We start from the raw sequence: 23,882 nt of genomic DNA on the forward strand, positions 1-23,882 counted from the left end.
AAGCCGCGCGTCGGTAATGCGGCTCATTTTTCGTCACCCGCAAAGTGGGGTGAATTCTCTCGTCGCTCGATAGTATGGATGGCGCGCTATGGAGCGACACGAGAGGTGATCTTCTGGCGGCGGTACTCACGGGGATTGGTGCCGACGAGCCTTTTGAAAGTGCGCTCGAAGTGACTAAGATCACCAAATCCCACCTCTAGAGAAATGTCCGTAATGCTTCTTGGATTGGGCTCACTCAATAATTGTTTGGCGCGTTCGATGCGGACGGCTGCGAGCAGGGACTTAAATGGCACTCCAAGCGAGCGCTTGAGCAGGAATGAAAGATGCGAAGGGCTCATGAAGCTTTCACGTGCCAGCCGACCTAGCGAAATATCTTCTGTATAGTTCGTTCCCACGTAGCGCAAGGCGCGCTGAATGCCGAGCGCCATGCAGTCGAGATTAGAAAAGTTGCCTGCTGCCAGGCGCACAGGCAAGTCTCCAAGCAGGCCTGCCTCTTCCATTTCCTGCTCTGCCGCTGCTTCGGCAACATCGCATGCCCCGCATTCGATTGCCAATGGATCGAGTTCGGAGTACAAGTCCGGCTCCAAGGCCAGCGCCTCATTGGGAACCAGGTAGCGATTTTCCTGTTCCATGATGATCTTTGGAGTCGACTCACCGGTGTAGTAGTTCTGCAATCCGGTTTCTGCCGGCACGCTGATCTCCTTGACTCCCGGTTCGTCGGGAACCCATGAGACGGTCTTGCGAAGCTCAGCAAGGCCGATGAGCGAATCCTCCGTCATTACAACCAGCCGTGTTGCCGTACGCTCAAGTTCCGACTCGTTTTCAGGCCAGTTGTACCGCCGACAGGCGGCCGCTGCGGCCTCACTCAGCCGCTTGGGAGTGCTGATAGGAGAACGGGCGTGAAACAGTTCTTTCAGCAGCATCGGGATGTCCTCCTGCCTTTCGCGTAGGGGAGGAAGACGCACGCGCAAATAATCAAGCTCGGTCTTAAGAAACCGGCAAAAGCTGCCTTCGCTCGCCAGCGACTCCAACGACCGTTGTGTGGAGACGATTGGCCGCACCAACAAACGTTGCGAAAGCATGCCCTTCGCCTGTCTTAGCAACCGCAGCAGATCCCGCTGTTGTCCGGGCTCTAGAAGGTCGACGCCACCCAGAAAGAGCGTCCCGCCTTCCGCAGTCCGATGGGCCGTTTCGATTTCTTCGAAAAAACGATCCGGGTTGCAGCAAGCCAGGTCGAGAAAGACAAATGGCCGGTCTTCGCGATGGCTCGCGAGATGGATCACCGCCGCGATGGTCACCGGATTCGCGCCGAACTCTCCCTCGAGAACTACGGGATAAGGTGCCGCGCCGATCTTTTCGATCTGGATCTCAAGATTCCGCAAGGCGACGCTTGTGCCGGCTAGAATCGCATCGATGTCAAGAGTGCGGCGGGCGCGATCACGAAAATCGAGACGTGCTACCTGTAGGGCGACCTCGCGCGCCAGCCCGTCACTGTACGATTCGAATTCGCGCAAGCAGCTCGTCTGCGCGAAGGTAAATACCATCGAGCCGATTGAACCTCGCCCATAAGGCAACAACAACGTATGCTCTATGGGCTTGGATGAGCTCTGAAGACGGGGCGCTATGCTGAGCATCCTGCCCCCGCTGTCCAGCCCGCCTCCAAAACTCTTTTGGTCTATGTTGAACGCTTCGGCGGTAACGCACTGACCGAGCGCATGGAGTTGAACTCGAGCCGCCTTAGCTCGGCTTACGATGGGCCGCAAAACAGCGAGCAAAGATTCGCGAAGCCACTCCTTCATAGGAAGAAGGGGTGTATCGGCTTCAAAGAGTTGGCCAAGTTGGTTTTCTGAGACGCGAGCTGCTCCCAGAAATGCCTCTTGGTTGTGTCGGGAACTCAAGTTGTACGCCACAGATTGGACCATCCTTACCCTTTCGGTCAGCGAGTATGCATTCCCCCGCACAAAATGGGGCAATCAGCTGTTTGCATACGACTGGTGCCTCATTCGCATGATCTGTGGAGAAGTGGAGATGCCGGCAGGAAAACTGTCGAAGGGCCAACTCTCGATGGGTTGGTCCGAATTTCCGCCTGGCGGGACTAAGTCGACGCACCAACTGCACAGGACTCCATGCGGCGCGAAGCAGCTTAGAACTTCGTAAACCGAAGCTACCAGTGCGAAGTGAATTTTTTAACCACTTGCTTTGCCTCTAAGAAAGTTCACGATGATTTCGCAAATGCCAATCTCTTCAAAAGAGATAATCGTATTGACGAGTCGCATCAAATTCGCCCTTGCAGAAATATGTTTTGAACAAGCTCTTGGCTACGGTTTAACCCGATCAGGAGGGGGAATCCTTGATCGGATCGAGATTCGAATTACGTTTTGTCCATCCGGGCCGACACTTCTTCCTGCTCCGGTTCAACTAGTTCCAGACCTTCTTCGCAGACAAGTGCGCACTCATCTGTGCACATTGCAAGGTCCGCTTCAAGCATTGCCGCCTCGGCTTCCTCATCAGCAAAATGTTCAGAGAGAGTTTCGAAATAAGAAGATGTGCTCAGCAGGAGATACTCCCCTGGAGCGGGCTCCTGCAAAGTAAGATCTCCACCCGGCAGATCGTTCGTGTCATCCTGGTCGAAGCTCTCAGTGTTGGGGTCAAGATTCAGGTCAAGGCTTCCGGCAAGACGCGAAACATCGTGTTGCGCGAGGGTCATATTTGGTGCGGGCAGTTCCATCCCAGGGTCGGGCGAAACCCTTTCCTGTTCCTCTCTCGGAGTGACGACCTTCTTTGCTGCTCGACGTACTTCGCCTCGCGCTGGCGTTCTCTTTGCGGGCCGGACTGGCGACACGGTCTGCCCGCCTGGTTTCCTGGCAACTTCGCCAGAAGATTTTTCCGGTCTGTCGGTGTCTTTCATAGACATTGCAAACTTGCCTTAAGTACGTTCCGAATCCCCTTCAGCCTTTTCCGTTTGCCGGGAAAACATGGGATGAAGCGAACGATGCGGACCGATTGTCAGGTTGCCATCCTCTGACAGCCGCAGCAGAATGTGCCCGCTGTGCTGTCTGTACCCATATTCCACTTCTCCGCCATCCTGGGTGTAGCGAACAAAATCGGGAATGCGTTCCAGCCAGAGCGCCTGAAGCCCTTCCATATAACGATCGATGATTTCTCTCGCAGTGCGGCCCGTTTCGCCAATCAAGCGGACGTGCATTGCCATGTGGGCTGCCGCTGCCGAAATTCTCGGAAAACCAACTTTGTTCGACTGGGCGGACCACGCTGTGAGCAGGGCGGGAAGATCTTGGGCCTGTGGTGGGGTCGCAAAGTTAGGGCAGTGAAGAAAGGGGAGCAGAGGCTCCAGAAGCGCTTCGAGAGCGGCCTCCGGGGATCGGCTTTGACGCCCTGTGCCTGAAGGATCGGCCCCGACATACGCCATATGGAAGCGATAGTAATCGACGAACTCGGGAATGCTTTGGGCAAAGCGAACGGCAAATTGTGCTGCGTTGCGCTGCTGCACCAAATCGAAGTCCGCCGGACTCTGCGCCCCATCTACTAAGTCAAAGATGGCGATACGATCGGCCAGCGTAGCGGAGGTGAAAATCGGTTCATTCTGGACGTTGGTGCTATCCAAAAAATCCTTGCAGATAAGGAGCTCATTTTCAGTACGCAGTTCGAGCCGGCTTAGTGCCTTCCGGGCCTTGTTCAGAGTTACCTTGTTTTCATCGCTGCTGCGTTCATAGTCATGGATTGCCTCCAGCTCCTCCAGCTCAAGCGATTCAAGAACCAGGGGACTGACCGTGAGCGCGAGGCGACGAAGTGTCAGCATGCGCGTTGCATGCAGGCCCTCCTGCACGCCAGTGAGCAGTTCGAACTCATTGTTAAAGACATAAGGTTGTGCAGAAGAACTGACTGCGCGAAGCCAGTGATTGCCGAAATTGATCAGATCGAAGATCAACTGGGGCTTCGGGGTAAGGTCATGCCGGTAACGAATCAGCCGGTCACCGGACTGCACGTAGCACTGGATCACGGGTCGGAGCGGAAGCGTGCGGGTACTGTCACGCAGGCTCTGCTGCAGCCGCGGAAAGTCGCAGGCCAGGCATTCGGCCTCTGCTTCCAGAGCGGGATCGACGTTAAACCCAGATCCCGCTGATGGGGTCACTCGGCCCTGTCTCTGTTGCAGCACATGGGCCAACTCATGGCCCAACAATCTCATGGAGCGCGGCGAGCCGAAGAAGTCGTCACGGAGGTTCAGGTAAACGCGGTTTCCCTCCGCGGCCCCAATAGCTTCTATCGCATCCGGATGCGGATGACAATACAGTTCTACGCTCTGCATTGCCGTCGCCAGTCGCGATCGTTCACGTTGGGTCATTGTCTTGCCTAACGTCTCCGGGTTCGGAATCCGTGTGCGCCGCGGTTAGAGATCAGACTTCATTGGTCGGAGTCGGCGGTGAAAGATGGTGGAGTATCGGACGGCGGGAAGCTCTTCATCACTACAGCCGCTGTAGCTCCGATGTTCTTGAAGTCGTCTGCGCTGCTCTTGACTAGATTCTGGGCCAATCTGATTACATCGGTCCAGACGGCGGTGTCACCACTGCTGATAAGCTGGGCCATCGCGACGCCAATCGCCGTCGTGCTCATCGTGCTCACATTGCGCAGATTATCGGTGGCGTCCTGGATAGCCATCGCGGTGGCCTGGGCGACAAAGTTAAACGCTTTTCCCGAACCCGTGTCCCGTAACGCGCCAGGCGAGCAAACGGAGGCGCGAACCTTCTCAATGGCATCGATCACCTGGTGGTTCACTAATAAGTCAGACATTGTAATTCTCCTTCAAGTGCAAGTGAGGGAACCTATTGTTGATGACCGCTGCATGGGCCCTGATCTTCCTGCGCATGTAGCTTCGGTTTTGCCTCGGGAGAAGCATTCGCTTCGCTGGGCCGGTTCTCCTGTCCTTCGCAGGACTGGTAGACGGTTGCGACATTCATCATCGACACAGCTTTGTTAAATAGCCGGGTAGTTTTCTGGTTGCACGGATTGATGAAGGTAACCCGGAAGGGTCCGGGAGGAACATCTTGCGGGATAAGAATCTTCGCCAGCCCTGGCCGAATCTCGCTTATAGCGGCGCCCGGCACTGGATTGCCCTGGGCATCCTCAAACGTGGCAGTCATCTGCGGATGAAAACAGCTTCCGACAACATGATAGGTTTCAGGACCGGACGGGGTAATACTTGTCACTTGGGGCGGCACGCTTGCAACCGTCACCTTAAAGTTGGGGCTGAAGACGGGGCTGCCGTTAGGCGGCGGCGGATTCTGAATCCGGAGATAGTAGGTGCCCGGGTCTTTGAAGACACCGCTCTGAAACGAGAAACTGGACGAATCCGGAACATGCGTCAGCTGCGCTGTTCCAGACAACGTTGCCAGCAGCGTGCCGTCATCCTTCAGTATGTTGACGCTGAATCCCTTCTGGAGCCCGGCGGCAACGACCGTGATCGTCTGATCTGCCTGAGGCGGAATGGTCGCGGGCGCTACGCTGAGAATCACGGGAGGAACGCCGGCCACCACGGGCGGTGTAGCAATCGGCGCCTTCATCATTCGCGCGCAAGCCGCAACCACAGTCGCATTGCTGACCATCTGTGCGTTGTGCTGATTGGTTACCGCGTTATACATGGCCATGCCAATAGTTTCGGCCATAAGCGTGTCCAGCATGCTCTTGGTTTCGGAAGGTGAATGCCCGACCACATGAGCCATGGTCTGCGTCACCGAATCGGTGATCTGATGGTTTACAGTTCCGTCCTGTTCATACAGCATGGTCTACCTCGTCGAAGACAATAACATCGTGTTGATACGGGTTCCAGAAATCTATTGGCCGCCAGCTGCAGCGGCAGCCATCTTGGCAAGAACGTACCCTAGTGCTGCTACTTCGATCTGTTGTACGGCTTGTTGGACTTGCGCAGCATTGAGCATGATAATCCCGATAGAGTGGGAGCCGGCTGCTTCCGCAAAACCCATCGTCAAGGCTGAACTCTGCGAAAAGCGCATGACCGGGGCCGTCCCGGGATTTGAATTGGACACGGGCATCTTGGCATCTCAAGCTGAAGTCAAAAGTCTGCTCCGGCCAGTTCCAGCTGGAGCAGACTCCTAACGAACGCTAACGCTACGCGTTCAGTATCTTCGCGGTCGCATCACCCGTCGAGGCCGTGTCGATCGAGTACAGCGTCGCGACACCCATCACCGTTGCTGCCTGCGCGGTGATGTTGTTCTGCTGCTGCGCTGTGGTTGCGTTGTGGGCGGCATTGGCGAGAGCCTGTGCAGTCGCTTGATACAGGTTTGCCATTGCCATCGCGGGCGCATCAGCCAGCACCTTGACGTTGGCCTGAGTCACCGAATCGGTAATCTGATTATTTACTGAAGTGGGAAATGCCATGTCGTTCTCCTAGATAAAGCGAATTTAGGGTTGAAGTCTTGCTGCGTCATTACAACTCAGCCGGCTGTTGCTGAGGTGAGGACTAGGAACTTGCCTGCTGACTTGAAAAAATCTTTGCGGTCGCATCGCCGGTCGTCGCCGTATCGATGGAGTACAGCGTAGTCACCCCCATGACAGTTGCCGCCTGCGCAGTGATGCCGTTCTGCTGCTGGGTGGTGGTGCTGTTATGAGCGGAGTTGGCCAATGCCTGGGCTGTCGCCTGATACAGGTTGGCCAAAGCCATTGCGGGCGAAGTTCCAAGAACTTCCAGGTTCGACTGAGTCACCGAGTCGGTGATTTGGTTATTAACTGATGTTGGGAAGGCCATTCCGATCTCCTAAGGTTTTTTCGATCCTAAGTTTTCAGATCAGTGAGCTAAGACTAAGTGGTTGTTGCCCGGGGAACTAGGACAAGATTATGTTTTTGTAAGAGCAAGCTATTCGGACATTGCATAGTAGTTTTAACCGTGTTTCTTGATTTGCTTCCTTAGTTAGAAGATTTAGGCTTTTGGGCCAAAATGATGGCGCATGCCGTGGACGCAATCGCGATAGTAACGTTACCGCCTTGATGCTGCAGCAATGTGGCATTGTTGGCTGCATTGCCCATTGCCTGGGCCACTGCCTGGTAAAGCAATGCAGCAGCCATGGCTGGCGAGGAAGCCAGCGTCATTACGCCGGCCTGCGACACAGAATCAGTGATCAGGTTGTTGACCGGGGTGGGATACGACATCAGCCCGCCTTCGGAGTGAAGCACTGGGGGAAGCTGGAAGCCACGGCTATTGCAGCTCCGCTTATGGTCGAGAACTGCGCAACGCCTGCCGCGGAGAGGGCGCTCGCTGTGCCAATCACCTGGCCCCCTTTCGTCGTTTCACCGGCAATCACCATTGCAATTCCAATGCCCATCGCAGTCGAACTGATCGTGTTGATGCTTCGAAGGTAGTCGGTCGCATCCTGGATCGCGATCGCTGCGGACTGCGCCACCGACAGATAGGCGCGTCCAGCAGCGGCAAGCTGAACATTGGCCGCTTTCATGCAGGACTGGCGCACTGCCGAGCGGTCGTGTCAGGGGCCTGAGGCGATGGGGCCTGAGGCGATGCTTCTTGCTGAGGCTTTTGCCATTGCGCTTCGTAAAGCGCCCGAGCTGTGGCTACTTCTGCAATATCCTCAGTATGCTGCACACTTATGACCGCCAGGTCGGCGATCCGATGCGCCTCGGCGACGATCTGATCTATTCCTGGGGGGTTGGTGAGGAACTGGCCTGTTCCTTCACGCACCAAGTCGCGGGCGGTGAGGATCGAAGCGCGCATTTGGTGGGCAGCCTGCGCCATGCGTACCCCGGAAACTCCCGTACGGCCGCCGAGAAGCGGCGAAATCACTTCCCCCACCGCCGGCCGCGCCGGAGCGACGGTCTGCTCCGTCTGAGGTGGCGGGACAGGAGGGGTAGGCGCAACCGCGGCAGCCACGCCCTGACTGCGTTGCATCAACTCATGGAATTGCTTGAGGTTCGCTTTTATCATCTCACCCCGGTTCGCCGCGGAGTGCGAACTTCTCTGAGAAGCTGTCCTTAGCATCGGCTTACGTCGGATGGACATCTGCTCTCTCCTCCAGGCCTGCCCCAGGCCCTATTTGTAATTACATTCCAAGAGGCACTGTGTTGAGGCCAACGACACGATCAATTTTGGCTGTGCCGCTTCCCGTTGTGCCGGTAGATATTCCGAATAGCGTCGAGACGCCCTGAACGTTTGCTGCCTGGGAAGTCGCGAGATTCTGTTGTTGGAGGCTTGTGGCGTTATGTGCGGCATTGGAGAGCGCCTGGGATGTGGCGATAAACAGGCTACCCATGCTCATGGCAGGCGCATCACCCAACACCTTCAGGTTAGCCTGCGAGACCGAATCAGTGATCTGATTATTAACGGAAGTGGGAAACATTGTGCTCCTTTTGATTGATCCTGTTGGCTAAGCGGTTAATTTCGTGATGCGCATTACAGCCCGCGCACCGGCGGCGGACTCAGGATGGTATCCGTAGCTACGGCGGTCGTAGCGGTGTCCAGAGAATAGAGTGTCGTCACGCCCATCGTTGTGGAAGCCTGGGCAGTCACGCTGTTCTGTTGCTGTGAGGTGGATGCATTATGGGCTGCGTTGGCAAGGGCCTGGGCCGTGGCCTGGTAGAGGCTGGCCAATGCCATTGCTGGTGCGTCTCCCAGAACCTTAACGTTGGCTTGAGTGACGGAATCGGAAATCTGGTCGTTGACGGCCGTTGGAAACGCCATGTTGTTCTCCTTCGAGAGAGAACCGGAGACCGGTCGATCTGCGGCTTCCACCTCTGCGGAAAACGTAATCCAAACCAGGTCTGCGACACTTGGACAAACCTACGTTCTTCGCTTTGGAAATTTCGCCGTATATTTTGTGACGCCGAACAAAGGCAGAGAAGGCCTTTTGCCTCGACGGACAAAGCCAACGGGCCTGGAGCTGCTTGATCCCGATACAGCCGGATCGACGAGTGGCTTTCGGCCTGGCGGGTAATTTCGATTGGCATCAAGCGCAGCCGAAGTGCTCGCCAGCGCATCCTGCAGCCGATCGCTGGTAATGCGTTCTTCTTCCCACTCGAGCGAGTGTGACGTGGAGGGGTGAGCAGAACCGGGCCGCGCCTTCTGGCCAGCCGGGAGATGGACCGGCCCCGCGTGCGAAGCAGCCTCTTCAGGGCGAGTTCCCAAATTGGGAATACCGCGTGCCGGCCTGGCAAGCAAAACGACTCTTTTCCTTTTACGTCGAATGGTCATTATTACCCTGCGGCGGTATGCTCCCTAATCGACCTTATCGATACGGCGCTCGATCAGATAGGTCCAGGCGTTGATCTCCCCGTTTGGAATCGCGGCGGTTATCGTTTCAAACCTTGCTTCCCACTCAGGCGGCACCAGAGAATCGGCTACAGAGCGCTCGGCGCATCTCAGTGGAGATCCGTAATCCCAGGTAGGCCGTTCGGGGTATCGCTCTCGCCATTCTGCGAAAGCATCCAGTTCCCCTGCGATCTCCCGCTCCACATTCGCAATCTGAAGCACCAGCGGCTTCCATCTATGCTGGCGCAGGTCGTCCCAGTTTCCACTTCGGTCGGCGAATAGGCTGTCCCACCGGGATTCCTCAAGAAACATCAACTGCCGCTTCAGTGTGCTGTGCCAGACCGAAATCTCGGCCTCGGCTCGCAGTTCGAATGCGACCGCCCGGCAGAAGTCCGGCGTGAACTCCTCGCAGCCCAGCACCTCCCGTAAGGCCGCTCTAAACCATGAGCCAGTCAGATCCATCAACGAATCATAGTACTCGGCCCATTCAGGACTATAAATCTGGCTGGCACATGGCGCAGCCCTGCGCACCGGTTCATCCGCGTCGTCTTCGACGGGCACATCCCCCGGACGCTTCCGCCATGCAGACTGCTGCTTCGCAATGTAAGCCGAAGTGCTCAGCACGGCCAGCGCACTGCACAGCGCCTTGTTGGCGATCAGGTATAACAATGCCACCGCCCGCAGGTCGTTATACTTCATTCCATTCGGGTCGATATTTCGAATCTCCGTCGCTATGCCTCGCTCCGCGAGCGTCTCAGTCCCAAAGACCCGCAAAATGTAGTCGTTGCACACGCTCGCCAGCAGCGAATTCCAGAACCAGTCTGTCACCCGCTGCTCCCAGCCGTCGCTCTCCTCTGCGGGCTCCTCCTCGATCCGTCGATCCGCGCCCGGCAGACGCATTTTGGCTATATAGAGAAAGTAACCGGCTAGAGTCATAGGCATGTTCACGCGCGCAATGCCTCCGCGCCCGCGATCTCGTTGACCGGCACTGATGACGGTTGATCCGAGATACTCTTCCCAATTTTGCGCGTTGTTGGCATATCGCAACAGGGCGGCGCTCACGTTCATGCCAATATCGATGTTCTCTCTCTTGAGTTGCTTGCCCACCTCTAGCGACGAGGCAAGCTGCGGACATCCCCGGCTCTCAGGGTGGAGCGAGCGGAACTCAGTTGTAAACGGGTCCCGAGGATCGCGCCAACGGTTACACATCTGCTCTAATGTGATGGCTCCAGACTCCGGTGTTGCGGATCCGGAAATGGATAACGTCAGCGCCTTCACAAGACTGCGCGCAGTTGAAACGGCCTGCTCGGTTGTTGCGAACGTCGTCGGGCCGGTTACCAGCTTGAGCACCATGCCGGAACTGCTCGCGACTATCCATGGCGCGGCCCCGACAGCATCGAGATCGATCTTCAGCGCATTGATACCGGTAAACGCGAGAACAGGGCAATCGTGGATGCAGAACTCAATGCTGAACGTGTAAACGCTGCTGCTGATCTCTTCGCCGTCGTCAGACAGCAGAATTCTCACCGGAGGTGAATCATTTGTCGCAAAGCTGGTTACCACTCGGGCCCTGTCCTCGGGACATAAGTATTCAGATTGTAGAACCTGTCATCCCGGCGCCTCCCGCAGTTGCCTGTTCCGCAAGGGAAGGGCGTTCGGTCCGCAGCCTCTGTCCGTTGCAAATCAGTTTTCATTCAAAAATGTAGCTGTGCAGTCCAATTGCACTGCCCTCTTCAGGGGGTCAACGGTGAGTATGAAGTGATCGGTTTGCGGCTCGAGTATCCACCCCGTTCCGGTTAGAATCAGCGTGGCCCGAAGCTTATTCGATATGATGACGTTAATCTTGTCACCAAGGTCATATTGGTTCTCTTCCACTCGCTTGCTGCGGGGTGGGAGTTCGAAGTAATTGCCGCCATCCAAAAAGCTCCAGGTCTGAAAACGTTCGGAGGCATTGGCCCAGGTAAACCAGAAGTCATTCATAGGTGGTCCTTTCTTTAGCAAGACATGAAAAATGCTCTCAAAAGCGAGCCCTTCAAGGGCGCGATCGCGGACTTCGCCATCATAAAGGCAGTTTGGGCCTATCCTACTTGGGCTAAATTACGATTTCCTCTGATCTGGAGCACTTTGTAAGCGGACTTATTCTTCAGCGCCAGCACGCGGTGGGATAGATTTTCTGGCGGGGATCGATCTCATCCTCACGGGCACACGAATCGTGTCGATCATGGGCATATCCAGCATGATCTGAAGGTTTCAATCCTGGTAGATGCGGCTGGCGATGACCTCTGAGCCGGCGGAATGAGAGGCGATACTGCTGGAGCGGATGAGAATTTCAAAAGAATGCAGAGAGCCATTGAGGCGCGTGGCTTGCTGGAGGATGGGTGTTATGGCAGCGGGATGGATGAGTGTTTCGGCGGCTGCTTGCGTTCCGGCTACGTCGAGACCCTGCAAAAGAAGAATGTGGCCACTGCCGGCCAGATTGGGCAGATAGGCGATGATGGCATAAGTTTCATGCGCAGGTTGGTTCCAGTGACTCTCATATGACGCGGCCTCGCCGGGCAATGGCCTGGTGTTGACGATCGTTGCGGCCTGCATTGCTTCGCCATTGACGATACGGAAGTTGGCGTTGTTTTGAACAATAGACGTCCAGGGGTTGCTCCCCGTGGAGCCGAGGATGATAGCGTTGGAGTCCTTGAGGTCGTCGATCTGCAACTGGCGCGGGAAGCGGAGAATCACGTGCTCGGGATTGAAGCTGGGCAGCCCTGCTAGCGCGACAATAATCTGCAGGTCGGTAAAGCTGGTGAACTGCGCGCGCAGATCCTCGGCGCTATGGCCATCCATCTGCGACAGAGGTACATCGAGATAGCTTCCCTTTACATAGTCCGCCAGCGACAGCGGGTGGTGCGAGATATCTTCGAGAATGTTGAAGCCAGTATCGGCAGGGACGATGTAGCAGTTTGCAGGGCCGTCGAAAAGCGCTGTCCACAATGGCTTCGTCGGAACCGTGGGGAACGGTAGATGGAACCAGGTGGCGAGCCTGCTGGTTACCGGCGAAGCAATGACGATCCATGTGAGAACAATGAGAGCGGCGCTATAGACAACACGAAGTGCTGTAAAACGGATTTTATACTTCCATTGCGAGACGGGAGCATGCGGAGTGAATGCCTGTTGCGGAATTTCTACGGGGTCTTCGGCAGGCGAGGCCGCGATGGAGAGGGAGGGCGTCTCTTGGTGGGTAGCACCAGAGGAGGCGGACTCGAAAACGGGAATGTAACCGCCAACGGGAATGCGGATGTGGAGCAACTCGAAGTTGCCTTCGGATTCAAAATATTCAGCAAGGCGACGGCGAAGGTGGCGGGCGTAATTACGGACGATGTTGTCATCACCAGGGTTGTAGCCTGAAGGGCGGCGAAACACATGTTCGCCTATTTGCTGCTCAGTAATTTCATTGGTCTGACAGAGCAAATATTTTTCACATATATATAGGAGGAAGCTGGAAAGGAACTTGGATTTCGCAAAACGTTTACTGCTTGCGATTCGTTTGGCTAGCTGCCATCGGGGATCTTCATTTAAGAGCTGCAAAGAACTATCCCTCCCGTCAGAGGAGACAGCCTCGAGGATATTGGAGGTGTAGCTCATTGCAATTCAGCCTATTACTGATTCATTTAGTAAAAATTATCACCGTGGAAAAAGTGTTACGAGGAAGATAAATTCAATCACTCCCCTTATGAGCGATGTGACAGAGATATGAAAATCATGTCGACGGTAAATCTGTAAAGCGCAGGAAATAAACTAAATATAGAATTCATGCCAAATGGGTTTAACAAGATTCCACGGTGGAAACCCCTAACAATTCTCTCTGTTTACCGGAGATGATCGAGCCATCGAAACAAAAATGTAGTTCGGTTAGGCTGCGGGCGTAGGGGGATTTGTGTCTCGACGTCTCGCTGGATTTGGCCGACCTATTTCCAGTAGGAAAAACTAATGAGAGCGCTTCTAAGGATTCTGCCGCTGATTGGGATGCTGCCACTGCACGGGGTGGCCCAACAGGTCACGGCTGGGCAACAAGATCAGACATTGCGAATTAACCAAATTCAGATCATCGGCAGCCATAACAGCTACCACACTGGAATTGCACCGAGCGAGCGGAAGGTGATCGAGCAGCAGAACCCGAAGGCGATGCGGGCGCTCGACTATGCCCATGCACAGCTGCCGGATCAGCTGAGTGGTGGAGTAAGGCAGCTTGAGATTGACGTCTATGCCGATTCCAAGGGCGGGCGATATGCGCACCCGGCAATTGTTGACAAGGTCAAGGAGGCCGGGTTACCGGCCGATCCGGATTTTGATCCGCAGCATGAAATGGATAAGCCAGGATTCAAGGTGATGCATGTAATGGATGTGGATCAGCGGAGTTCGTGCCACACTTTTGTCCGCTGCCTGGAGATTGTGCGCGACTGGTCGCGGGAACACCCGCAGCACCTGCCACTCTTTCTGCTGATTGAAACCAAGCAGGGACGTCTGGGAGCGACAAAGAGTGACCATGGTCCGGAGCCATTTACTTCGGAAACCTTTGATGCATTGGACGCCGAGATTCGCTCCGTCTTTCCACCGGAGGAACTGATTACTCCAGATCAGGTGCGTGGCAGCTATAACACGTTGTTCGAAGCTATCCAGGCCAGTGAGAAAAAGGATACAAAGACTGGCGGCTGGCCAACCCTGGCTGAGGCTCGCGGCAAGGTCGTCTTTCTGCTGGACCAGCGGCCGATTGAGGCAATGTATACCGAGGGACATCCTTCATTGCGTGGACGGGTGCTTTTTACCAACGCCACACCGGGCGCTCCGGATGCTGCATTTACCGAGATGAACAACGGAACCAAGGCAGAGATCGACGCGCTGGCGCAGCAGGGATACCTGATTCGTACGCGTACCGATGACGGCACCGAAGAGGCGCGCGCGAACGATCACCGTCGTGCAGAGGTAGCGCTTTCCAGCGGTGCGCAGATACTAAGCACGGACTATCCGGCCTCGGAGCCGGCAAAGTGGACGGGTTTCTTTGTAGGTCTTCCGCATGGATTGGTAGCAAGATGCAACCCTGTAACCGCGCCTCCTGGATGTCTAGACGGGCTGATCGAGAAGCCACAGAGCAAGTAACCTAGGCAAGCCTAATCTTCGTTTCGTTAACCTCACACGCTCCATCAGAGATGGTTCCGGGGCGTTTTTGTCTCAAATTTCTTCCCCCTATTGTCTTCATTTCCTTATTGAGGAGGCATCTGTGCACAGTGAATTCCGAGTGTCTAGTCCGAGATGTCGAGAGGCTTCGGCTTCATATATCTCTTCCCTGTCCCATGGCCTTGCTGTCTGTGGCCGTGGCCTTGCGGTAATGACGTGTCTGATAGCGGCTCTGGTGCTGATGCAGCCGGCAGCTTTGCTGGCGCAGTCGGATAACGCCTCGCTTGCCGGTACGATTACTGATCCTTCCGGCGCGGAGATTTCCAATGCCACGGTAACGGTCACCAGTGAGGAGACCGGCGTTGCGCATACGACGATCAGCAATGCTTCAGGGTTCTACACCATAGCTGGCCTTGCGCCAGGCAAGTACACCATAACGGTGACCGCGTCTGGCTTTTCCACGGTGCAGCGCACCAATAACAACCTTGATCCTTCTCTGCCTGCTACCGTGAACATCAGTCTGCCGGTGGGTAGGAATTCCGAACAGGTAGAAGTGAGAGCCAACGAAACCACGTTGCAGGCAGATAGTGCAACACTGGGCCGTGTGATTACGAACAATCAGGCACAGGAGCTGCCGCTGAACGGACGCAGCCCTGTCTATCTCGCGCTGACCAAGGCGGGCATTACAAGCACCTCCAATACCGTGTCGTCGTCGAACTTCAGCACTGGCCTGGGTGGAATCAATATCAACGGCGGCCGTGAGCGCGATAACCTGCTCTCTTATGACGGCGCAGTTGCGGTGCGTGTCCGCGCCAGTGGTGATTCGGTGGGTACGCCTGATCTGGATGCAGTACAAGAGGTTCAGGTACTGGCGACAAACTATCCGGCCGAGTATGGGCGGTCGATTGGCGGACAGGTCCGTATCATTACCAAGGGCGGTACCGAGCAGTTTCACGGCAGCTTATACGAGTATTTCCAGAACCCCGTGCTGAATGCGAACACATGGGTCCGCAACCATAATGCGAACAACGCCAACCCGAACTATCCCCAGGCGCTGAAGACCGACTCGGTGGCTCCATTTACCTATAACCAGTTTGGCTTTGTCTTTGACGGTCCGCTCTATGTTCCTCATGTTCTTCCCAGGGGCAAAGTCTTCTTCCTCTACTCGGAGGCCTGGGTCCGCAATCCCTCACTTTCAACGACGACGAGCGTGGTGCCGAATGCCGCATTCCGTACGGGCGACTTCAGCTCTTTAATTACCGGCGACCCAACAACGAACCATTACATCAAGGACCCGCAATCGAGTATGCCTTGCAGCGTATCGACAGGCGGCCCTGGCTGCTTCTCCTACAACGGTATGCCGAATGTGATTCCGCCGAGCCGCTTAAGCCAGAACGGCGTGGGTTTGTTAACGGTCTTCCCAGACCCCACGCCGGGTTTCCAGGTTGGAACGGCAAACCTGCTCGAGACGGGAAATTATCCGAGACAGCAGCGGATTGATAGCGGCAATCTCGACATCGTGCCCACGGATAAGGACTACATTCGCTTCCGTTTGATGCACTTCTGGTACACAGAGCTTAATCCTTTCGCGACCTCGAGCTACGATGTGGTCCCGCGTCTCTATAACCGTCCTAATGAGACAGGCTCGCTGGACTGGGTGCATACCTTTAGTCCAAGCATGACAAACGAAGTGCTGCTGACAGCCAGCCACGAAGTGGCGCGGCTGAGTATTGATACTTCGACAGGCCTTTACAATCGCACGAAATATGGCATCAACTATCCATATCTCTTCCCCACCGGCAAAGATCTGCAAGATAAGATTCCTACAATCGCATTTGATACGACTGGTATTACGACCATGGATGGAAGCACGTATCCATCGCACTCGCAGGGGCAGATATTTGATTTTGCGGATACGGTGACACGCGTCATTGGCAATCACACTATTCGTGCAGGCGGCTTGTATGAACGCGCTGGAGAGAACGATGACGACCAGATTGCGTATGCAAACTCCACGCCAGGACAAACCAACAACCAGAACGGCAAGTTTGACTTTTCGAGCCTGAATTCGCAGGGCACGGGATATGACCTTGCCGACGCGGCGCTCGGTCTTTTCAATACGTATTCTGAGATTGGTCCGCGTAACGAGACACCGAGTCGCGCGAATATGTTCGAGTTCTTCGTGCAGGATTCGTGGAAGGCGACGCCGAAGCTACACCTGGAATATGGCGTGCGCTATACCAGCATTCATCCTTTCTATAGCCTCTGGAACAATGCGGGTACCTTTGATCCGGCCTTCTACAATTCGGTGAATGCGGTGCAGGTGAGTCCCACGACCGGCAATCCGATTGCAGGCACGGGCGATCCGCTGAATGGCACGGTGCTGTTTGGTAAAGGTTTTACTTCGGATGCGGCTGCTCATGTTGCCATTGCGGCGACTGGCGAATATAACTACCTCTTCCATGATCTTCCACGTGGCTATATTCATGTGCAGAAGTGGCTCTTCCAGCCACGCGTGGGCATTGCATATCAGTTGAACAACAAGACGGTGCTTCGTACCGGCTTCGGGCGCTACACAAGCCGGCAAGGAACCTCGGACAACGTCTTTCTTGGCGGCTTTGCTCCGCTGCAGCAGGTAGTCTCTATCTCGGCTGGTAGTGTGGATAACCCAAGCGCTTCAGCAGCTCAAGGCTCTTATCCGACGCTTTCGGGCTCGATTGATCGGCAGTCGCCTCAGCCTGAGGCCTATATATGGAATGCGTCTGTAGAACGCGATCTAGGATTCGATACCGTCGTCGATGTCTCCTATGTGGGCCGTCATGCGCTACACCAGCAGTTTGAATCGGACATCAACCAGGCGCCTCCGGGCACTGCACAGAAGTACGGCACCAACGGTGTGAATGCTCATCGTCCTTATCTTGGATATGCGGCCATTACGAGCGTGTATCAAGGAGACACCGCCATGTATCAAGGCTTGCAGATTGATGTGAACCATCGCTTCAGCCATACCCTGGGGTTCGGCGTTGCTTATACATATGCTCACTCGGACGATTGCGGTTCGTTCCAGAAAAATCTTCTGCCAAACGCAGACGATCCGAAAGGCTTGTGCGGTCCTGCCGACTATGACCTGCGCCATGTGTTGGTTATTAACGCGATCTATCACATCCCTTTCCACAGCAGCAGCAGGCTGGTGAACGAGGCGCTTGGTGGATGGCAGCTCTCCCAGGCATACCAATTCCAAAGTGGCACGCCGTTCAGTGTCGGTACCAGTCAGGACATCGCCGGCGTCGGTGCGGGCTTTCAGCAGCAGTTGCTGCAGGTCACGCCGGGAGCACATCTGCAGGGGAACCATAAGTTTTCGACTGGCAATGACAGTAACTTCTGGTTCAACACAACCAACTCTGACGGCACAAAGATATTTACGACTCCGACGCCGGGTACATTTACCTCGCAGCGTGTACGTAATTTCCTGACGGGGCCGCCCCAGCCGAGCTTCAACGCGAGCTTGATGAAACAGTTCCCGACGTTTGAGAGCCAGTTTCTGACGTTCCGAGTGGATGCTTTCAACTTCCCCAATCATCCGGATTTGGCGAGCCCGGATGCAACCTATACAGATTCCACCTTTGGCCGGGTAACCAGTAAGACCGGACAGCGCTCCTTGCAGCTCAGTCTGCGCTACTCGTTCTAAAGTGTTTCTATTGCGACGCATTACTGGGACTTGCGCATGCAAGTCCCAATGATGAATTCACACGATGATTGCCGACATACAGATAACAGATTGATTGGAAAGAACAGGAACTCGATGCGCGCACAAAATCTCTTTCACTGCCTGATTCATTGCAGCCTTGGTGCGGCTTTTTTAGCAGCAGTTGTGCCCGGCCAGAGTGCATGTGCACAGAAGGCGGATGCGGCAAAAGCCAGGGATTATACACAGAATGTGGATCCTTTCATCGGTGTGGATTGGGGCGGGAATACTTTTGTCGGCTCGGCGATTCCATATGGAATGGTGAAGGTTGGACCGGATATGCAAAGCTTTGATGGACGCCGCTCGGGGTTCGGTTATACAAGCAGCGGCGAGATTCTTGGCTTTTCGCATCTGCATTTGAGCGGCGCGCAGGGTAAGTACGGCAACGTGATGGTAATGCCTGTTACAGGGCCGCTGGATCTGAATGACATTAAGAGCGCGCGTTCTGAGGAAGAGAATCGCGTTGGCTATTATGCTGCGAAGCTCGACCGCTATCAGGTTAAGGCTGAGCTGACCAGCAGCCGGCGCGTGGGGTTTCATCGCTATACGTTCCTTGCCGCGCAGGAGGCGCATATCACGATCAACCTGGCGCACGCGCTGGGACTTGGCACCGATTGGCAGGCGCAGAAATTTTTGGGCGCCGAAGCTCATGTGCTCTCTAGTCGCGAGGTTCAAGGTGTTACGCGCGTGACCGGAGGATGGAATCGCGGCGGTGAGTACAAAGTTTACTACGACATGGTGCTTGATACTCCTGCTGAGAGTGTGCGTACGTGGACCGGAACAGAGCTGGCGGCAACAAAGGATGTAGTTGTAGGAGCGAACACGCAGATTGGTGCTTCATTTGATCTGCATGTGAAGACTGACCAGGTGGTGCGCGTAAAGGTGGGTATCTCCTTCATCAGCGCAGACCAGGCGAAGCGAAATGTGCAAGAAGAGATTCCGGAATGGAACTTTGACTCGGTTCACAACGCGGCGAAAGAGATGTGGAATCAGGAACTGGCGAAGCTGCAACTGGCAGGAGAAAGCCTCTCGCAACGGCGGCAGCTTTATACGGCGATGTATCACATCATGCTGATGCCGACGGATCGTACGGGTGAGAATCCAGACTGGAAGTCAAGCGAGCCGTATTACGACGACTACTACTGCATCTGGGATACCTTCCGCACTTCCAATCCTCTATTGACGTTGATTTCGCCGGATCGAGAGCGAGATATTATTCGTTCGCTCGTGGACATCTATCGTCATACGGGGTATATGCCGGATGCTCGCAGTGGCAACGACAATGGACGTACGCAAGGTGGCTCCAATGCCAACGTGGTTGTGGCGGATGCTTTTGTGAAAGGGTTGAAGGGCATTGATTATGAGACGGCATTCGCTGCCATGGTTCATGATGCGGAGGTTCCTCCTGCGGACGCTCAGAAGGAAGGCCGCGGCGGCCTGCAAGATTACAACTCGAAGGGCTATGTAACATTGGCGGATGAACGTTCCGGATCGCGTACTGTGGAGTATGCGTATGACGACTTTGCGATTTCCGAAGTTGCTTGCGGACTAGGCAAGACAAAAGAAGCTGCGCTTTATGGTGGCAGAGCGCACAACTTCCAAAACCTGTGGGATAAGGATATGACGGTGGAAGGCATGAAGGGCTTTCTTCGTCCGCGTAATCCTGACGGAAGCTGGGCTGCTCCCTATCTTGTGGTGCGCGGTACATGGCCAGATTTCTTCTACGAGGGCGATATCTGGACATATTCGATTTATGCGCCTCAGGATATGCGCCGTTTGATTGAGATGGCTGGCGGTGATGAAGCATTTATACATCGCCTGGACTGGACTTTTCTGCGCAGGCACTTTGATGTTACGAATGAACCCGGATTTCTGCTGCCTGTGCTCTATAACTACGCACGCAAACCGGATCGAACAGCAGATGTCGTTCACATGACTCTTGAAAAGAGTTTTATGGATAACCGAGCAGGTATTCCCGGCAATGATGATTCGGGAGCAATGTCCAGCTGGTTAATCTTCTCCACATTGGGATTGTTTCCGGTGGCAGGGCAGGATGTTTATCTCATCAGCACACCAGGCATTCCGGATGCGTCACTATCCTTGGGCAATGGAAAGAAGCTGCGCATCATTGCGAAGAATCTCGACAGCAATGGCTTGAATCGATACGTGCAATCGGCCACGCTAAATGGTATGGACCTGCCAAATGCCTGGTTCCGGCACGGACAGATTAAGAATGGCGCGACGTTGGTGCTTACAATGGGATCGGCCCCTTCTAAGTGGGGTACTGTTACTCCGCCTCCCTCGATGAGCGATCAAGAAACGAATACATGTTACAGAGCCAAGTAATGGCGTTATCTGCAGCGACAATTTCTGGAGCTGCGTGTAAATCAAACAGCTTTCGGCAATTGTGCTATACGAAAAGATGCCACACTCTGCACTTCGCCCCATACGCAGCTTTATTGCAGGTCTATGTGAAGTTGCCGAAATAGTATGAGGCAGTCACACACCCAGCCTTTGCCAGGATAGCTCCTCTTGCACCATTTTTCCTGCGCAAATAATGGATTCACACCTGTCCATCTTGTCTTCTTAGTCATTTCAGTATCGGAGTCAGTACACGGCCAAGCCATGTACTGACCTGAAATGCTAGACAAGGTTTTTTCTCTGTACTCGACGGTTTCTCAACCAATCAATGGTTGCACGGAACGGCAGGCCAGTCGTCACGAGGAAGGAGTCCAGCGATAAACCACCACATTCGTACTGTTATAGTCGTCCTTCGTGATAACGTATTCACCGGTCGTGCGAAGATAAGCGCGAATCCCATACATGGAATCAACATCGTTTCCAACCGAAACGGTGTCAGGATTGCTGTTCGTGAAAGTAATCGTATTGGCTCCGGTAGCCAGGTTGAAGGCATCAATATTTGGAACAGTATGGACATAGCCAACAAAGAGATAATTGCCGGCCGCTGCAATCGTCTTGGGATTGGCGCTCGTCAGAGTAATAACTGGATTCGGTGAAGAAGTATTCCCGGCGAGCCAGCCATGGTAAACCTCAATGCGTGTGCCGATAGCCGTCCAGTCAGTACTCCCGGTAATGCCTGAGGCAAGAATCATGGTATCGCTGTCAGCGAGATAAATGATGCGCGTGAGTGTGCCGATCGTCGAAGGTGTTGGAGTCGAGGTACCCGCCCCCCAAATTGGCTTGCCCGTCGAATCAAAGCCGGTCAGCGGGTAATGCCATATCGCATTGGTTTTATCCAACCCTGCCCAGATGCCGCCCTTACTGTCGATGCAGAAACCATTTCGGATGCGTGCCGTGGTTCCAAAGAGAGAACCAGGTATAGAACCCACAGGGTTTGCTATATAGCCGCTCGCGTCGGCGAAGTAATAGAGGTAAAAGATGTCTGGGTTCTGCCCGTTGGCGACCAGGATGCGGTGGCCATTGACGTAGGCGATCTGGCCAAAATCTTCGCCCCGTTGAGGATCAGCAATGTCGATGCGCGGATCGGAAGGATACGTAAATGGATCAATGGTGTTGGCGCGGAATGAGCCTCCGGCCGTACCGGTGTAGATATTGTTGCCGCTGTAGAAATAGACCCCATCCGTTGCCGGATCCGGAGCGGCTACTGCTTCGAAGTTCAACCCCTGAAGTTTCCATTTAAGAGCTCCTGTTGGGTCATAGGCGTGGATGTCGGTGCCGCCATCGCGTCCGAGATCCCAGGTGCCTCCCCACGGATTATTGAGGACATAGAGATATCCGGAGGAGTCCTTGCCGATACCGTGTACACGCGTAAATCGCTTGTCGCCTACGTAGCCTTTGGGCCCCGTAGTGGTGTCAAGGTAACCGCCGAGTATGCCAAACGTGCCGGCCATCGCAGGTGTGCCGTTGATGTCGAAGATCTTGATATTCATGTCAGGACCTTCGTCGCCAACAAGCAGTTGTTCTTTGACAGCGTCATAGTAAAGTGAGGCGGGACGGGCGTTTGGATCAAGACTGATCGTTGTGACAGCTGCGCCACTCGGGTTGTACTCCTGAATGGAACCACTTCCCTTTTGCGCCACCCAGATATCTCCCGAGCCGTCAACGGCGAGCGCTCCTGGAGCAGAAACGTTTATGTCCTGTTGCCAGGCTCCGTCGGTGGTGTAAACGCGAACGCGATTTCCGGGATAATCGCTGATGTAAAGCAGATTGCCGGAAGTAGCAATTCCGGTAATCACATCGGCCTTCTGTTCCGTTGTATCGGCACTGACAGCAATGACCAGATCGCGAGTCTTCGAAGAACGGTTATAACGGCCAACAAGTCCGCTGCCGCCGAGTGAGCTATTGAAAGCAAGAGCTACAAAAAGATCAGTGGCATTACCAGTGATGGCGCTGCCCTGAAATTCATTGTGGACGCCTATCGACCCGATTGTTGTGCCGCTCTGATAGATGCCGACGCCACCAGCATCTTCATCCCATAGGCTGGAGGTATAGATGACACCTTCAGGAGCAACCCACATCGATCTGGCTGCGTTTCCGACATGCGATGAATCAAGACCATACGTGTTGGCTATCCAATCAGTCGTGTATTGGGCGTAGCTGGGCTGGATAAGGGTCATGATCAGAGCAGCGCCAAGAAGCACCGCGAGAATGTTTGTTCTCTGGATTCGGAAGAGCATGAGAATCAACCGCTCCTTTATGGAGTTCCGCGTGGTGCGGGCCGACAGTTGTCAGCGAAGAGCGTTCTAGCTGGGTGGGAGAGAGAGCGTCAAGAAGTGATTTCCATTTCGTTGCAGGCAGTTTTGTGTTTCACCATGTGGAAGATTGAATACCGATCAGATGGTGAGCCAGTTAGACGACATTTCTATTACATCTTTATGATAAGCCTGCAGCTATCAAGTCGACTCAGACATCCCTGCAGTCTTTTATTTCACGTCGCGAAAGTCCCATGAGTGGATAGATTCTGTCTCTGCATGTGAAACGACTTGAGGCAACATATTCTCAAACACCTTTTTCGCTCTAACACGAGATAAGTGCTCCACACTGCCGCGAGAGAGGACAAATTGCGACGTTGTTCCGTGCTCATCATCCGCATCGCTTTGTATCTGAATTGAACCCAGCGCAAGGCTACTTGTTTATTGCCCACAGATGGTACTGCCAGGCACGGATATAGTCGATCTGCATCACTGCAGGAAACTTCGTTGTATCGTTCGGAGACTCCGGCCAGCGTCCACCCACAGCCAGATTGGCGACAAGGTACATCGGCTCGTGAAACCTGGAAGGAGTCGGCTGCGTGGCAATGGCTTTGCCATCAACATAAATAGTCATGTTCTGGGGACCCCATAATAGCCCGTATACATGGAAGGCCGCATACTGATCGATAGTTAGCTTGTGCCACGCATTGAACTCGGAAATGCCACCGCCAACTGTGCCGGTGTGAACCCAGCCTGGTCCTCCTTCGGCCCGGCTGTTCGGGGCTCCGAACATTTCGAAAACATCAATTTCCGGAGGCCAGTGATCCGCTGAAGGCAGGAGCCAGAATGCCGGCCATAAGCCTTTTCCTTCCGGAACTCTTGCCCTGATTTCAAAGTATCCATAGGTCTGTTGAAAACATCCCTCGCTCAGTCTGTGTATGCGCGATGGCAGAAAACAGGAATGCAAGAGAAAAAAGCACGTACACTGTGGCGCGGATATACCTCAGTGTAT

Annotated in this window: 20 protein-coding genes; 3 read left to right on the plus strand and 17 right to left on the minus strand. The window is 54.6% G+C overall.

The genetic code is table 11. The features are described 5' to 3' along the window. Positions 1-86: 86 nt before the first annotated feature. The 15 genes from AC5S16_RS05720 to AC5S16_RS05790 form a co-directional block, all read right to left on the minus strand. The gene (locus tag AC5S16_RS05720; RefSeq protein WP_493929067.1) at positions 87-1,514 is read right to left on the minus strand and encodes a helix-turn-helix domain-containing protein; all 1,428 of its coding nucleotides are present in this window, start codon (positions 1,512-1,514) and stop codon (positions 87-89) included. A gap of 857 nt (positions 1,515-2,371) precedes the next feature. Further along, positions 2,372-2,908 (minus strand): hypothetical protein, encoded by a 537-nt coding sequence (locus AC5S16_RS05725; RefSeq protein WP_493929068.1) that lies wholly within the window; start codon positions 2,906-2,908, stop codon positions 2,372-2,374. Between the two features lie 18 nt (positions 2,909-2,926). Next, complete coding sequence (locus tag AC5S16_RS05730) at positions 2,927-4,360, minus strand: eCIS core domain-containing protein (RefSeq protein ID WP_493929069.1); 1,434 nt, start codon at positions 4,358-4,360, stop codon at positions 2,927-2,929. Between the two features lie 59 nt (positions 4,361-4,419). Then, entirely contained in the window at positions 4,420-4,806 is a 387-nt protein-coding gene (locus AC5S16_RS05735) for a hypothetical protein (RefSeq protein ID WP_493929070.1), read from the minus strand. Positions 4,807-4,838: 32 nt separating this feature from the next. Next, positions 4,839-5,795: a RebB family R body protein gene (locus AC5S16_RS05740; protein WP_493929071.1), complete on the minus strand. Its 957-nt coding sequence runs from the start codon at positions 5,793-5,795 to the stop codon at positions 4,839-4,841. A gap of 346 nt (positions 5,796-6,141) precedes the next feature. Then, a complete protein-coding gene (locus AC5S16_RS05745; RefSeq protein WP_493929072.1) occupies positions 6,142-6,411 on the minus strand; it encodes a RebB family R body protein in 270 nt (89 codons plus the stop codon). 82 nt (positions 6,412-6,493) lie between these two features. Continuing rightward, a complete protein-coding gene (locus AC5S16_RS05750; RefSeq protein ID WP_493929073.1) occupies positions 6,494-6,778 on the minus strand; it encodes a RebB family R body protein in 285 nt (94 codons plus the stop codon). A 158-nt stretch (positions 6,779-6,936) separates the two neighbouring features. Further along, positions 6,937-7,179 carry a RebB family R body protein gene (locus tag AC5S16_RS05755; RefSeq protein WP_493929074.1) on the minus strand — a complete coding sequence of 81 codons (243 nt, stop codon included), beginning with the start codon at positions 7,177-7,179 and terminating at the stop codon, positions 6,937-6,939. Next, positions 7,179-7,481, minus strand: a complete 303-nt coding sequence (locus AC5S16_RS05760; protein WP_493929075.1) for a hypothetical protein — start codon at positions 7,479-7,481, stop codon at positions 7,179-7,181. The genes AC5S16_RS05755 and AC5S16_RS05760 overlap by 1 nt, the downstream gene beginning before the upstream one ends. Continuing rightward, positions 7,478-7,930 (minus strand): hypothetical protein, encoded by a 453-nt coding sequence (locus tag AC5S16_RS05765; protein ID WP_493929076.1) that lies wholly within the window; start codon positions 7,928-7,930, stop codon positions 7,478-7,480. The genes AC5S16_RS05760 and AC5S16_RS05765 overlap by 4 nt, the downstream gene beginning before the upstream one ends. Positions 7,931-8,081: 151 nt before the next feature. Then, positions 8,082-8,378, minus strand: a complete 297-nt coding sequence (locus AC5S16_RS05770) for a RebB family R body protein (RefSeq protein ID WP_493929077.1) — start codon at positions 8,376-8,378, stop codon at positions 8,082-8,084. 53 nt (positions 8,379-8,431) lie between these two features. After that, positions 8,432-8,719 carry a RebB family R body protein gene (locus AC5S16_RS05775; protein WP_493929078.1) on the minus strand — a complete coding sequence of 96 codons (288 nt, stop codon included), beginning with the start codon at positions 8,717-8,719 and terminating at the stop codon, positions 8,432-8,434. 534 nt (positions 8,720-9,253) lie between these two features. Beyond that, the gene (locus AC5S16_RS05780; protein WP_493929079.1) at positions 9,254-10,849 is read right to left on the minus strand and encodes a hypothetical protein; all 1,596 of its coding nucleotides are present in this window, start codon (positions 10,847-10,849) and stop codon (positions 9,254-9,256) included. A 120-nt stretch (positions 10,850-10,969) separates the two neighbouring features. Beyond that, a complete protein-coding gene (locus tag AC5S16_RS05785; RefSeq protein ID WP_493929080.1) occupies positions 10,970-11,266 on the minus strand; it encodes a hypothetical protein in 297 nt (98 codons plus the stop codon). 270 nt (positions 11,267-11,536) lie between these two features. Beyond that, the gene (locus tag AC5S16_RS05790) at positions 11,537-12,700 is read right to left on the minus strand and encodes a hypothetical protein (RefSeq protein WP_493929081.1); all 1,164 of its coding nucleotides are present in this window, start codon (positions 12,698-12,700) and stop codon (positions 11,537-11,539) included. A gap of 567 nt (positions 12,701-13,267) precedes the next feature. Here AC5S16_RS05790 and AC5S16_RS05795 point away from each other — a divergent pair. The 3 genes from AC5S16_RS05795 (at position 13,268) to AC5S16_RS05805 (ending at position 20,543) form a co-directional block, all read left to right on the plus strand. Continuing rightward, positions 13,268-14,434 carry a phosphatidylinositol-specific phospholipase C1-like protein gene (locus AC5S16_RS05795; protein WP_493929082.1) on the plus strand — a complete coding sequence of 389 codons (1,167 nt, stop codon included), beginning with the start codon at positions 13,268-13,270 and terminating at the stop codon, positions 14,432-14,434. Positions 14,435-14,663: 229 nt separating this feature from the next. Then, complete coding sequence (locus AC5S16_RS05800) at positions 14,664-18,140, plus strand: carboxypeptidase-like regulatory domain-containing protein (protein WP_493929083.1); 3,477 nt, start codon at positions 14,664-14,666, stop codon at positions 18,138-18,140. A gap of 114 nt (positions 18,141-18,254) precedes the next feature. Further along, on the plus strand, positions 18,255-20,543 hold the full coding sequence (locus tag AC5S16_RS05805; RefSeq protein ID WP_493929084.1) for a GH92 family glycosyl hydrolase: 2,289 nt from the start codon (positions 18,255-18,257) through the stop codon (positions 20,541-20,543). Between the two features lie 371 nt (positions 20,544-20,914). Here the strand turns inward: AC5S16_RS05805 and AC5S16_RS05810 are convergent, their stop codons facing one another. Then, positions 20,915-22,855 carry a hypothetical protein gene (locus AC5S16_RS05810; protein WP_493929085.1) on the minus strand — a complete coding sequence of 647 codons (1,941 nt, stop codon included), beginning with the start codon at positions 22,853-22,855 and terminating at the stop codon, positions 20,915-20,917. Between the two features lie 448 nt (positions 22,856-23,303). Further along, positions 23,304-23,837 (minus strand): glycoside hydrolase family 16 protein, encoded by a 534-nt coding sequence (locus AC5S16_RS05815; RefSeq protein WP_493929086.1) that lies wholly within the window; start codon positions 23,835-23,837, stop codon positions 23,304-23,306. Positions 23,838-23,882: the final 45 nt, after the last annotated feature.

The sequence above is a fragment of the Acidobacterium sp. FHG110202_01 genome (assembly GCF_059115305.1).

What these genes read in the sequence shown, in the direction of transcription:
- AC5S16_RS05725 (WP_493929068.1), bottom strand. Translation starts at nt 2,908, where the DNA reads ATGAAAGACACCGACAGACCGGAAAAATCTTCTGGCGAAGTTGCCAGG.
- AC5S16_RS05730 (WP_493929069.1), bottom strand. Translation starts at nt 4,360, where the DNA reads ATGACCCAACGTGAACGATCGCGACTGGCGACGGCAATGCAGAGCGTA.
- AC5S16_RS05735 (WP_493929070.1), bottom strand. Translation starts at nt 4,806, where the DNA reads ATGTCTGACTTATTAGTGAACCACCAGGTGATCGATGCCATTGAGAAG.
- AC5S16_RS05740 (WP_493929071.1), bottom strand. Translation starts at nt 5,795, where the DNA reads ATGCTGTATGAACAGGACGGAACTGTAAACCATCAGATCACCGATTCG.
- AC5S16_RS05745 (WP_493929072.1), bottom strand. Translation starts at nt 6,411, where the DNA reads ATGGCATTTCCCACTTCAGTAAATAATCAGATTACCGATTCGGTGACT.
- AC5S16_RS05750 (WP_493929073.1), bottom strand. Translation starts at nt 6,778, where the DNA reads ATGGCCTTCCCAACATCAGTTAATAACCAAATCACCGACTCGGTGACT.
- AC5S16_RS05755 (WP_493929074.1), bottom strand. Translation starts at nt 7,179, where the DNA reads ATGTCGTATCCCACCCCGGTCAACAACCTGATCACTGATTCTGTGTCG.
- AC5S16_RS05760 (WP_493929075.1), bottom strand. Translation starts at nt 7,481, where the DNA reads ATGAAAGCGGCCAATGTTCAGCTTGCCGCTGCTGGACGCGCCTATCTG.
- AC5S16_RS05765 (WP_493929076.1), bottom strand. Translation starts at nt 7,930, where the DNA reads ATGCAACGCAGTCAGGGCGTGGCTGCCGCGGTTGCGCCTACCCCTCCT.
- AC5S16_RS05770 (WP_493929077.1), bottom strand. Translation starts at nt 8,378, where the DNA reads ATGTTTCCCACTTCCGTTAATAATCAGATCACTGATTCGGTCTCGCAG.
- AC5S16_RS05775 (WP_493929078.1), bottom strand. Translation starts at nt 8,719, where the DNA reads ATGGCGTTTCCAACGGCCGTCAACGACCAGATTTCCGATTCCGTCACT.
- AC5S16_RS05785 (WP_493929080.1), bottom strand. Translation starts at nt 11,266, where the DNA reads ATGAATGACTTCTGGTTTACCTGGGCCAATGCCTCCGAACGTTTTCAG.
- AC5S16_RS05795 (WP_493929082.1), top strand. Translation starts at nt 13,268, where the DNA reads ATGAGAGCGCTTCTAAGGATTCTGCCGCTGATTGGGATGCTGCCACTG.
- AC5S16_RS05800 (WP_493929083.1), top strand. Translation starts at nt 14,664, where the DNA reads ATGACGTGTCTGATAGCGGCTCTGGTGCTGATGCAGCCGGCAGCTTTG.
- AC5S16_RS05805 (WP_493929084.1), top strand. Translation starts at nt 18,255, where the DNA reads ATGCGCGCACAAAATCTCTTTCACTGCCTGATTCATTGCAGCCTTGGT.
- AC5S16_RS05810 (WP_493929085.1), bottom strand. Translation starts at nt 22,855, where the DNA reads ATGCTCTTCCGAATCCAGAGAACAAACATTCTCGCGGTGCTTCTTGGC.